Here is a 10,459-nt window from a genome sequence, read left to right on the forward strand (position 1 = left end):
ATAAAAGCCCAATTGGTGAGGGCTGATTAAAGTTTCACTTTATGTGAGTAATGAACTTTATTTTGAAACAGGAGGCGGGGATAATGCTAGATCAGATAAGAAAATAAAGTCTGCATGCTCACGAATTTTAGGGATAGAAGTTTCAATAACGCGTGATGTAATTTCACCTGGAGGGCCCACATGCCCGATAGCTACCATAATAGGTTTTTCTTGAATTTTTTTGATGAGTAATTGGGCTTGTTTTGAAATATGTCCTGCTGTATACACATCATCAAAAAATAGTTGGTTTTCAATAATAGGAACTCCTAATTCTTTTCCGATTTTTGGGACGACACTATTAGGATTCGTTTTACTATCTAAGTAAAATAAACCGTGTTTTTTACAAGCAGCAAGTATAAGGCGAACAATTCTTTCATCCGCTGTTATTTTTGACCCCATATGATTGTTCATTCCAATTGCATGCGGTACTTCTTGAATCGCTTGTTCAAGTCGGTTGTTTATTTCTTCATCGCTTAAATCAGTTGTAATTGCTTTCGGCCCAAGCCATTCTTTTTTACCTTTTATAGGTTCCATTGGCATATGTATAATAACTTCATGGCCTTTCTTATGGGCAGCTATTGCATCTTCTTTTGTGGAAGGAAGAAAAGGCATAACAGCAACAGTGAGTGGAATGGGAAGTGATAACATTTGATTAGTCCCCTTCATATTATTTCCGAAATCATCAATGACAATAGCAACTTTATTCGTATGAGCATTTGCTTGAATAGGAAATAAGAAGGACGGTAAAAACAAAACAATGATGAATAATGCAATCGTATATTTTCGCATATAAATATTTCCTTTCTATTGTTATCCCGCTATTTGTGGGGAGTAAGACTCCCACCTCAACATTGGGCTGGATAGGTGGGAGATTCACTGCCTACCCGATTGGTGAATGCTAATAATCAGTGGGGGCTGAACAAAAAACACTGATTAAAGTTTCACTTTATCAATCATCATTATGTTTTGCTTTTTTATATAAATTAAACAAAAAATGTCGAAGAAAAGTAGGTGGAAAATTAAGAATCCCCGGTTTACGTAGCATTTATAAAAAAACAAGATGAAAAAAATGTCTATTATTGCGAATGTATTTACAAAGATAGAATAATTTGTAATAATTCTCAAAGTGAGGGTAAAGATTTGTAAATTACAGGGAGAAAATGTTAAAATTTCTGATTCTTCAAATTTGCATATGATTAAGTAGTTAAAAAAGTCAATGGAGAAGTGAAGTTAAGAGCATGGAAGTATAATAAGGGGGATATGGATGTTTACTGTAAAAAGGAAGTACACATTAGAAAAGCTTTCACGTGATATTCATATGAAACGTGAAGAAATGATTCAACTAGGATTAACAAGTGGGCTAAATAGTAGGGAGACAATTCAAGTTAGTCAAGAATTGGACAAGCTTATTTTACAATATCAATGTTATAAAGAAAAACAAACACCGAAATGGTTTTCAATTATAAAAATACCTATTTTCCAAATCGGGTATGAAGGAAAATCAAATAATTTTTGGCGAATGCTTGTGGCTGGTTTTATGAAATAAGTATAATTACCCTTATAGGATAAGGATAATTATACTATGTGTAACGGAATTTCGATATGAACTGCTGTTCCTTCGTTTTCTGTACTGTCAATAAAAATATGCCCATTATACATCTCTACAATTCGTTTACATATGACAAGTCCAAGACCTGTTCCAGTATCTTTATTAGTAAAGAACGGATGAAAGAGGTGTTTTTGAATATGTTGCGGAATCCCTTTTCCAGTATCTATAATCTGCAATTGTGCGTGTGTTTCATTGTTTTTTACTACAATGGTTAGTGTATCACTAGAAGTCATGGCCTCAATTGCATTTTTTGTAATGTTTAAAACCACTTGTTTCATATGGTCTTTCGAACAACGGATATGAACAGGATGGTCTGGCAAATGTAAATGGAATACAATGTTATGTAAATTCGCCTCAGATTGAATAATTAATGCTACCTCATTTAGAATTTTTCTTACATCATACGTTTGTTCGATGATGGCGGTTGGCTTTCCGAGAATAAGAAATTCACTTACAATTTCATTGATTCGCTCTATTTCTTGTTCAATTACGGAAAAGTAGAACTGATCTTGCTCACCTTTATATTTCTCTTTTAATAGAGCGACGAGTCCTTTAATTCCAGTAAGAGGATTACGGATTTCGTGTGCTGTACTCGCTGCAAAAGTTCCAACTAATTCAATTTTTTGTAGTTCATTTTGTTGCCTTTCAATTTTTGTTTGACGTTTTAACAACATATATTGAGCAAGTAAAAATAAAATAGACATTAAAAATAAAGTAGCTATACACTCTATTGCAACCCACTGGTATAAGGTTTTTTGATGAATAGGTAATGGAGAAACAGAGACCTTCCAATTTAATCTTTGGAGTGGGGTAGTAAGCATATTAGAATGCGTATCACTTGTGTCGTTATTATCATCGGTTAGAAAAACTACATCATGTTTATCAGTTACCTCAAAATGGTATTGTGGTTTAATGGCATTTAAAGAAGATGAAATGTAATCAAAGCGTAAACTAGCTAATAATAATCCTGAGAGCTCCTTCTGTTTATTAAATATGGGGGCAGCAATCATAATAGCTTTATGTCCAAGAACGCGATCAGTAATGACTGATGATACAGTGGTTTTTTTAGTTTGGAGTGCGTCTTGAATATATTTACGGTCTGAAACATCTATAGGCTTTGATTCATCTTCAGATGCGATTGTAATGACTCCTTCTGGTGTAGCGTAATATAGACCAGAAAAGCGTGCATCGTTTCCATCTGTATCATGTACAATTTGTTTAATACCATTTATATTACCAGTCTCGGTGCCTACAACTTTTGCAAGCATGTCTAAAGCGGAAATTGCTTCACCAAGATGATGATCCAAATAATCTCTATATAAAAAGAGAACTGTATGAGCAGATAATTTGTTTTCCTGTTTCATTTTATATGTATGATACGAATAAAATGTAGCACCAATCCCTATTGTCGGTAGGATAACAAGCAATATATATACAATTATGCTTTGGAATTTGACTTTCAAATGTGGTACTCCTTCTTTTTTTATTATCATTATATATAAACTATGTTAAAATTGTCATGTTTTTATTCAAGAATGATTCTTAATATATTAGGGGAGAGGAAATGGATGAGTGAATGCTCATTCGGAATTCACAGGAAGTATGAACTGGCATTTTCTTTTTATTGCTGAGAATTTAAGTGAAGGGTTGAAATTTGTATGACATCAAATAATGAACGAGAAGATATTTCTCAATCTTTAAAAGTATTTATTGCATTATCTCGTGTACATCGTTCTGTTATGGATACTACAAATAAATCTATACAAAGTAACGGGTTAAATCCAACTGAATTTGCTGTATTAGAACTGCTATATCATAAAGGCGGTCAACCACTTCAGCAAATTGGTGAGCGTATTTTAATAGCTAGTGGCAGCATTACATATGTTGTAGATAAGCTGGAGAAAAAGGGATTAGTAAAGAGAATTCCATGTCCGAATGACAGACGTGTTATTTACGCGCAATTAACTGAGTCTGGCGAGAACTTTATTGCTTCTATTTTTCCGGGGCATGAGAAAGTTATACATCAGTCTTTTGAAATGTTAACGAAAGATGAAAAAGATGAATTACTTGATTTATTAAAAAAAATTGGGAAGTATGAAAAATAATATGTTCCAAAGGAGCTTTGGATAAATAAATCCAAGGCTTTTTTATTTGTAATGAGCTCAGGGCAATCACTGCCGAAATTTGTTGAAAATTAAGAGGGAATTCAAGAATACGTATTGAATTATAATAAAGGTATGTAATGGAGAGGAGGCTCGTTCATGTCATTTAAAGACTATGAATATAAACGCCCAAATATTGAAGAGTTAAAAGAGAAATTTACTGTTGCTTTAGAGAAGTTTGATAACGCAAAAACTGTAGAAGAACAAAAACAAGTCATTCATTCAATTAATGAGATTCGCAACGATTTTGGTACAATGGGAAACCTTTGTTACATTCGCCATTCTGTTGATACGACGGATACTTTTTATAAGGAGGAGCAGGATTTCTTTGATGAATTCTCTCCAGTTGTACAAGGATATGGTACAAAATATTATAAGGCACTCATTAATTCTCCATTTCGTGAAGAATTAGAGGCGTATTATGGAAAACAATTATTTGCTCTAGCAGAATGTGATTTAAAAACATATTCAGATGAAGTCGTGAAAGATTTACAATTAGAAAATAAATTATCATCGCAATATACACAGTTATTAGCATCTGCAAAAATTGACTTTGCTGGAGAAGAAAGAACGTTATCGCAACTGATTCCGTTTATGCAAGGAAAAGAAAGAAGCGAACGTAAAGCAGCAAGTGAAGCATACTACGGATTTTTAGCTGGAAATGAGGAAGAACTAGATCGTATTTATGATGAGCTTGTTAAAGTGAGAACGAAAATCGCAAAATCTTTAGGTTTCAAAAACTTTGTTGAACTTGGATATGCAAGAATGTACCGTACAGATTATAATGCGGAGATGGTGGCTAATTACCGTCAGCAAGTGCTAGATTATATCGTTCCCGTTACAACGGAATTAAGAAAGCGACAACAAGCACGTATCGGTGTAGAGAAGTTAGCTTATTACGACGAAAACTTTGAGTTTGCTACAGGTAACCCAACTCCAAAAGGAGATGCGGATTGGATTGTTGATCATGGAAAGACAATGTATAAAGAGTTATCGGCTGAAACAGATGAATTTTTCAATTTCATGCTAGATAATGATTTATTAGATTTAGTTGCGAAAAAAGGAAAAGCTGGTGGCGGATATTGTACATATATTGAGAATTATAAAGCGCCATTTATTTTCTCAAACTTCAATGGAACATCTGGTGACATTGACGTATTAACACATGAAGCAGGTCATGCTTTCCAAGTATATGAAAGTCGTAAATTTGAAATTCCAGAATATAATTGGCCAACATATGAGGCGTGTGAAATCCACTCTATGAGTATGGAATTCTTTACATGGCCATGGATGAAGCTATTCTTTGAAGAAGATGCAGATAAATATTACTTCTCTCACTTAAGTTCAGCACTTCTGTTTTTACCTTATGGTGTATCTGTTGATGAATATCAACATTATGTATATGAAAATCCTGAAGCATCACCTGAAGAGCGTAAGACAGCATGGCGTAACATAGAGAAGAAATATTTACCACATCGTGATTATGAGGAGAATGATTATTTAGAGCGCGGTGGTTTTTGGCAACGTCAAGGGCATATTTATAGCTCACCGTTCTATTATATTGATTACACGCTTGCTCAAATTTGTGCGCTACAATTTTGGAAACGTGCAAGAGATAATAGACAAGAGGCGTGGGAAGATTATGTGAATCTGTGCCAACAAGGTGGAAGTAAATCGTTCTTAGAATTAGTAGAGGTTGCAAATTTAACATCACCATTTGCTGAAGGCTGTGTGAAAAGTGTTATTACAGAAATTGAAGCATGGTTACATGCGATTGACGACACAAAATTGTAAAAAACATGCGCTTTTTTTCACATGTTTAACATCGACATAATGGGAAAATGATGAGATAATAAAAGAAAATTCAGAATGCTAAAGGGGTGTTTCTAATAAGGAGCACCTCTTTTCACCAACAAAAGGGGGGAACAAGTATGCTTCAATCTAATATGGATGTAAGTTTAGAAAGTTTAGTAAACTTATTACAGGCTACTCGAAGCACGCTATTATCAGAAATTGAAATGTTAAATGACACAGAAGTGAATGTAAAGCCACGCCGTGATAAATGGAGTATTATTCAAATTTTACACCACTTGCATTTAGTTGAACAATCTGTCACGTCTGCCCTTGTATATGCTTTACAAAAAAATGAAAGAAACATGACTCCATTTCAAGACCTCCAACTTACGCTTGATCGCACACATAAACGAGAAGCTCCTCAGCAAATGCAACCAACAGAAACTTTAATGAAAAAACAGCAAGGAATTCAATTGCTAGAACATTCACGCCAAGAACTATTACACGCGCTTCATAGTGTTATAGATGAAAAAGATCTATTTGAAAATGGATTAAAGCATCCTGTTTTTAATGATCTGAATTTGTATCAATGGGTTCAATTTCTTGATTTGCATGAACAAAGACATCTTACGCAGTTAAAAGAGGCGAAACATGCAATTTTGCAACGCTAAAGTGGAAGAAGTGGGAAACCACTTCTTTTTTGATACGTGCATAGTTTTCTTTCTTATTTTGGAATACTACATGGAGAAATAAGAAAGAAAAGAAGGAGTTGAAAAAACATGTCTAAGAAGAAGCGAGAAGAAGAGCGCGCCTGGAAAGCACGTAAAGAAAATCAACAACCGCACGGAAAAGTGAAAGCTTTTGCTGAATTAGTTGAAGGAACAGAAAAAACGTGATGAGTATTTCATCACGTTTTTTGTATGAGTGGAAAAGTTAATAAAAAGGTTGTACCGATTCCTTTTTCACTTATAATATCAATTTTCCCATTCATAGCTTGAACAACACTGAATACGACCATCATTCCAAGTCCAGTACCTTTTTCTTTCGTTGAATAAAAGGGCGAACCAAGACGTTTTACTTGTTCTGAATCCATACCGACTCCTGTATCTTTTATATATAACTGAATATGCTTATGATCAGGAACTAATGTGAAATAAAGATCACCGCCTTTTGGCATAGCCTCAATGCAATTTTTTAAAATATTTAATAAACATTGATTTAGTTTTTGCTTTTCTCCAGCGATAAAAAAAGAAGTGCTTTGCTTTATATAATGAGTACGTACATTTGTTAAATTAGCGAGCGGTGTAATTAACGACAATGCATGTAGTAACTCTTCTTCTAGCTGTAATGTTTGTTCTTTTTCAATGCTTGGTTTAGCAAAGGTTAAATAATCTGTAAGAACATGATTTGCTTGTTCGATGCCGTTAATGGCAATGTCGATATATAATTTTCGTTCCTGCTCAGTGCATGTATCTGATTGTAACAGTTGTAAAAAACCTTTCGTTGAAGTTAATGGATTGCGAATTTCATGAGAGATAGACGCTGCCATTTCACCAATTAAATGAAACTTTTCAGCATTTATAAGTTCGTTTTGGAGACGAACTTGAGTTTGTAATATGTGTAGTAAATATAAAATTAGAATCGTACCAAGCATTGAACATAATTCATACACAATAATATGCGGTATATAATCAGTCTTATTTGTAACCTTTGAAAGAAAGAAGGGTATCCAACTAAATCCGTATGTGAGACTGTAGATAATAGCAAGTGTTATTTTTATACGATTAGAAGTTCGATTGAAAAATTTATATGTTAATAGTAGAACAATAAATAGAAGAACAGAACCGATAAGAGATGGGAAAACACCTATCCCACCTAATAATAAGCGATATATGTTTAATACAACTAAGATAGAACCACCAGCAATAGGCCCTCCCGTTAATGTACCGACAATTAATACAATATGGCGCATATCAAATTGAAAACCATTATTTGTTTTTGCTGCAAATGTAATACAGAGTACGGTAGCGAGGCAACAGAGTACAATGAATATAGCTGAATTTAATTTAGGAGAGCGTTTCCCTTTTTGATTCCAAAATAAATGATATACGAGCATTGTAATCAGGATGAATAATATATTTAAAAAGAGATAAATAATAAAGGATTTCAGTGGGATGCCTCCTCTCTTCTTATATTAAATTAATCATACTATAAAATGAAAGAAATGAAATAATAAATAGCGGAAAAATCAGAAATTTTTACGCTAGTATACAATATGTTACAATAAGCTATGTCAATGAAAGAAGAAATTCCGTGCACTGCGCGGGAGAGGTTCGCGAACTCCCTCTATAAAAAACTATGGAAACAACAATATCCTTAGGTATTGTTTTGTTTTTTTATTGTGACAGTTCAAGAACGTTCTTTCTTCTTATTTATAGTAGAGAAGGAGAATGAGTGAAATGAAAAAAGAAAAAGCAGTTGTTGTTTTTAGTGGAGGACAAGATAGTACGACATGTTTATTTTGGGCAATAGAGCAGTTTGCAGAGGTAGAAGCTGTAACGTTTAATTACAATCAACGTCATAAGCTAGAAATTGATTGTGCAGCGGAAATTGCAAAAGAACTAGGAATAAAGCATACAGTACTAGATATGAGTCTATTAAATCAACTTGCTCCAAATGCGTTAACGAGAACGGATATGGAGATTACACATGAAGAAGGTGAATTGCCATCGACATTTGTAGATGGACGAAATTTACTCTTCTTATCATTTGCTGCTGTATTAGCAAAACAAGTTGGAGCACGTCATATTGTAACGGGTGTATGTGAAACTGATTTCAGTGGTTATCCAGACTGCCGTGACGTGTTTGTGAAATCGTTAAATGTTACTTTAAATTTATCTATGGATTACCCGTTTGTCATTCACACGCCACTTATGTGGATTGATAAGGCTGAAACATGGAAATTATCAGATGAACTTGGAGCTTTTGAGTTTGTTCGAGAAAAAACATTAACATGTTATAACGGAATCATTGGTGATGGTTGCGGTGAATGTCCAGCATGTCAACTTCGTAAAGCAGGATTAGATACGTACCTACAAGAACGCGAAGGAGCGAACAACTAATGGATAACTTTTTTGGATTTCGCATCGTAGAGAATTTGCAAAAAATGGACAAGGATATTCAGCGTAAACAACTCAAATACCATAATAAAAGAGTAATGGTCAGCAAGGAATTTACATTTGATGCAGCACACCATTTACACTGTTATGAAGGGAAATGTAAAAACTTACATGGTCACACATATAAAGTTGTATTTGGAATTAGTGGATATGTAAATGAAATAGGTCTTGCAATTGACTTTGGAGATATAAAAGAAATTTGGAAGAATGAAATAGAAATTTATCTAGATCATCGTTATTTAAACGAAACGTTACCTGCAATGAATACGACTGCTGAAAATATGGTCGTTTGGATTTATGAAAAGATGGCAGAAGCACTAACAAAAGAGAATAGAGTGAACGAATATAAAGGAGCTCGCGTTGAATTTGTTCGTTTATTTGAGACGCCGACTAGTTATGCGGAAGTAAGACGGGAGTGGATGCTTGATGAGTAAAATCCCTGTTTTAGAAATATTCGGTCCGACTATTCAAGGTGAAGGAATGGTTGTAGGGCAAAAGACAATGTTTATCCGTACAGCTGGTTGTGATTATAGCTGTGCTTGGTGTGATTCTGCTTTTACGTGGGATGGATCAGCTAAAGATCAAATTAGACAGATGACACCAGAAGATATTTGGGATGAGCTTGTTGCAATTGGAGGAGAAAATTTTTCTCATGTTACGATTTCGGGTGGAAATCCGGCATTATTGAAAAATATTGAGTTTCTTCTTTCTATATTAAAAGAAAATGGAATGCGAACGGCAATTGAAACGCAAGGGAGTAAATGGCAAGATTGGTTACTTCAAATTGATGAGATAACAATTTCTCCAAAACCACCAAGTTCAACGATGAAAACAGATTTTCAGAGGTTAGATGCTATTATTCAGAAACTAGCAGGAAAAGATATTAGTTTAAAAGTAGTAGTATTCGATGATCATGATTTTGAATATGCAGTTAAGATGCACGAACGTTATCCAAAGGTACCATTTTTCTTACAAGTAGGAAACGATGATACAAAAACAGTGGATGATGCGATGCTTATAAAAAAATTATTAGATAAGTATGAATGGCTGATTGATAAAGCTGTAAATTGTAAAGAGATGAATGATGCAAAAGTATTGCCTCAGCTTCATGCGTTAGTATGGGGAAATAAGCGCGGCGTATAACGAGAAGGGATGTTTAAAATGACAGGAAGATTAGATGAAGATTTAAAAGATGTAACATTACTAGGGAATCAAAATACAAAATATTTATTTGAATATAGCCCAGAAATATTAGAGGTATTTGATAATAATCATCCAAACCGTGATTATTTTGTAAAATTCAATTGTCCTGAATTTACAAGTTTATGCCCGAAAACAGGACAACCAGATTTTGCAACAATTTATATTAGCTATATTCCAGAGCAAAAAATGGTAGAGAGTAAATCTTTAAAGTTGTATTTATTTAGTTTCCGCAATCATGGTGATTTCCATGAAGATTGCATGAACGTTATTATGAACGATTTAATTAAATTAATGGATCCACGTTATATTGAGGTATGGGGGAAATTCACACCACGTGGTGGCATTTCAATTGATCCATACTGCAACTACGGGCGCCCAGGGACGAAGTATGAACAAATGGCTGATTACCGCATGATGAACCACGATCTATATCCGGAAACAATTGATAATCGTTAATAGAAAGAAAGGGCCTG

General features: G+C 34.1%; 12 protein-coding genes and 1 riboswitch. Of the genes, 9 read left to right on the top strand and 3 right to left on the bottom strand.

Going from position 1 to position 10,459, the window contains the following annotated elements:
* Nucleotides 1-57: 57 nt before the first annotated feature.
* Entirely contained in the window at nt 58-828 is a 771-nt protein-coding gene (locus DN401_RS27155) for a divergent polysaccharide deacetylase family protein (RefSeq protein WP_001234106.1), read from the bottom strand.
* A 475-nt stretch (nt 829-1,303) separates the two neighbouring features.
* Between DN401_RS27155 and DN401_RS27160 the strand changes: the two genes are divergently transcribed.
* Entirely contained in the window at nt 1,304-1,585 is a 282-nt protein-coding gene (locus tag DN401_RS27160; RefSeq protein ID WP_000495536.1) for an aspartyl-phosphate phosphatase Spo0E family protein, read from the top strand.
* A 29-nt stretch (nt 1,586-1,614) separates the two neighbouring features.
* Here DN401_RS27160 and DN401_RS27165 read toward each other — a convergent pair whose 3' ends face one another.
* Nucleotides 1,615-3,111, bottom strand: coding sequence for a DUF3149 domain-containing protein (locus DN401_RS27165; RefSeq protein WP_149288060.1), 1,497 nt, complete (start codon nt 3,109-3,111; stop codon nt 1,615-1,617).
* Nucleotides 3,112-3,306: 195 nt separating this feature from the next.
* On the opposite strand from DN401_RS27165, the gene DN401_RS27170 reads away from it, so the two are divergent.
* The 4 genes from DN401_RS27170 (at nt 3,307) to DN401_RS30375 (ending at nt 6,500) form a co-directional block, all read left to right on the top strand.
* Nucleotides 3,307-3,753 (top strand): MarR family winged helix-turn-helix transcriptional regulator, encoded by a 447-nt coding sequence (locus DN401_RS27170; protein ID WP_000203336.1) that lies wholly within the window; start codon nt 3,307-3,309, stop codon nt 3,751-3,753.
* Between the two features lie 156 nt (nt 3,754-3,909).
* The gene (locus DN401_RS27175; protein ID WP_000008577.1) at nt 3,910-5,604 is read left to right on the top strand and encodes a M3 family oligoendopeptidase; all 1,695 of its coding nucleotides are present in this window, start codon (nt 3,910-3,912) and stop codon (nt 5,602-5,604) included.
* Nucleotides 5,605-5,741: 137 nt separating this feature from the next.
* Complete coding sequence (locus DN401_RS27180) at nt 5,742-6,275, top strand: DinB family protein (RefSeq protein WP_149288061.1); 534 nt, start codon at nt 5,742-5,744, stop codon at nt 6,273-6,275.
* A 108-nt stretch (nt 6,276-6,383) separates the two neighbouring features.
* Nucleotides 6,384-6,500 carry a DUF6254 family protein gene (locus tag DN401_RS30375; protein ID WP_000038355.1) on the top strand — a complete coding sequence of 39 codons (117 nt, stop codon included), beginning with the start codon at nt 6,384-6,386 and terminating at the stop codon, nt 6,498-6,500.
* A gap of 11 nt (nt 6,501-6,511) precedes the next feature.
* On the opposite strand, the gene kinB is transcribed toward DN401_RS30375, so the two are convergent.
* Nucleotides 6,512-7,720 carry a sporulation sensor histidine kinase KinB gene (gene kinB, locus DN401_RS27185; protein ID WP_000964151.1) on the bottom strand — a complete coding sequence of 403 codons (1,209 nt, stop codon included), beginning with the start codon at nt 7,718-7,720 and terminating at the stop codon, nt 6,512-6,514.
* Nucleotides 7,721-7,926: 206 nt separating this feature from the next.
* Nucleotides 7,927-7,970, top strand: a riboswitch (PreQ1 riboswitch).
* 93 nt (nt 7,971-8,063) lie between these two features.
* Between kinB and queC the strand changes: the two genes are divergently transcribed.
* Genes queC through queF form a run of 4 tightly spaced genes read left to right on the top strand, consistent with a single transcriptional unit; the run spans nt 8,064 to nt 10,442 of the window.
* Complete coding sequence (gene queC / locus DN401_RS27190; protein ID WP_000711595.1) at nt 8,064-8,726, top strand: 7-cyano-7-deazaguanine synthase QueC; 663 nt, start codon at nt 8,064-8,066, stop codon at nt 8,724-8,726.
* A complete protein-coding gene (gene queD / locus DN401_RS27195) occupies nt 8,726-9,217 on the top strand; it encodes a 6-carboxytetrahydropterin synthase QueD (protein ID WP_000368414.1) in 492 nt (163 codons plus the stop codon). The genes queC and queD overlap by 1 nt, the downstream gene beginning before the upstream one ends.
* Entirely contained in the window at nt 9,210-9,926 is a 717-nt protein-coding gene (queE, locus tag DN401_RS27200) for a 7-carboxy-7-deazaguanine synthase QueE (protein WP_000036294.1), read from the top strand. Before queD ends, queE begins: the two co-directional genes overlap by 8 nt.
* An 18-nt stretch (nt 9,927-9,944) precedes the next feature.
* Nucleotides 9,945-10,442 (top strand): preQ(1) synthase, encoded by a 498-nt coding sequence (gene queF / locus DN401_RS27205; RefSeq protein ID WP_001986050.1) that lies wholly within the window; start codon nt 9,945-9,947, stop codon nt 10,440-10,442.
* Nucleotides 10,443-10,459: the final 17 nt, after the last annotated feature.

Origin of the sequence: Bacillus sp. BF2-3 (assembly GCF_008368795.1) — a bacterium.
Lineage (GTDB): Bacteria > Bacillota > Bacilli > Bacillales > Bacillaceae_G > Bacillus_A > Bacillus_A cereus.

Excerpts from the sequence above, each read along its gene's own strand:
- DN401_RS27155 (WP_001234106.1), bottom strand. The coding sequence starts at position 828 with ATGCGAAAATATACGATTGCATTATTCATCATTGTTTTGTTTTTACCG.
- DN401_RS27160 (WP_000495536.1), top strand. The coding sequence starts at position 1,304 with ATGTTTACTGTAAAAAGGAAGTACACATTAGAAAAGCTTTCACGTGAT.
- DN401_RS27170 (WP_000203336.1), top strand. The coding sequence starts at position 3,307 with ATGACATCAAATAATGAACGAGAAGATATTTCTCAATCTTTAAAAGTA.
- DN401_RS27175 (WP_000008577.1), top strand. The coding sequence starts at position 3,910 with ATGTCATTTAAAGACTATGAATATAAACGCCCAAATATTGAAGAGTTA.
- DN401_RS27180 (WP_149288061.1), top strand. The coding sequence starts at position 5,742 with ATGCTTCAATCTAATATGGATGTAAGTTTAGAAAGTTTAGTAAACTTA.
- DN401_RS30375 (WP_000038355.1), top strand. The coding sequence starts at position 6,384 with ATGTCTAAGAAGAAGCGAGAAGAAGAGCGCGCCTGGAAAGCACGTAAA.
- kinB (WP_000964151.1), bottom strand. The coding sequence starts at position 7,720 with ATGCTCGTATATCATTTATTTTGGAATCAAAAAGGGAAACGCTCTCCT.
- queC (WP_000711595.1), top strand. The coding sequence starts at position 8,064 with ATGAAAAAAGAAAAAGCAGTTGTTGTTTTTAGTGGAGGACAAGATAGT.
- queD (WP_000368414.1), top strand. The coding sequence starts at position 8,726 with ATGGATAACTTTTTTGGATTTCGCATCGTAGAGAATTTGCAAAAAATG.
- queE (WP_000036294.1), top strand. The coding sequence starts at position 9,210 with ATGAGTAAAATCCCTGTTTTAGAAATATTCGGTCCGACTATTCAAGGT.
- queF (WP_001986050.1), top strand. The coding sequence starts at position 9,945 with ATGACAGGAAGATTAGATGAAGATTTAAAAGATGTAACATTACTAGGG.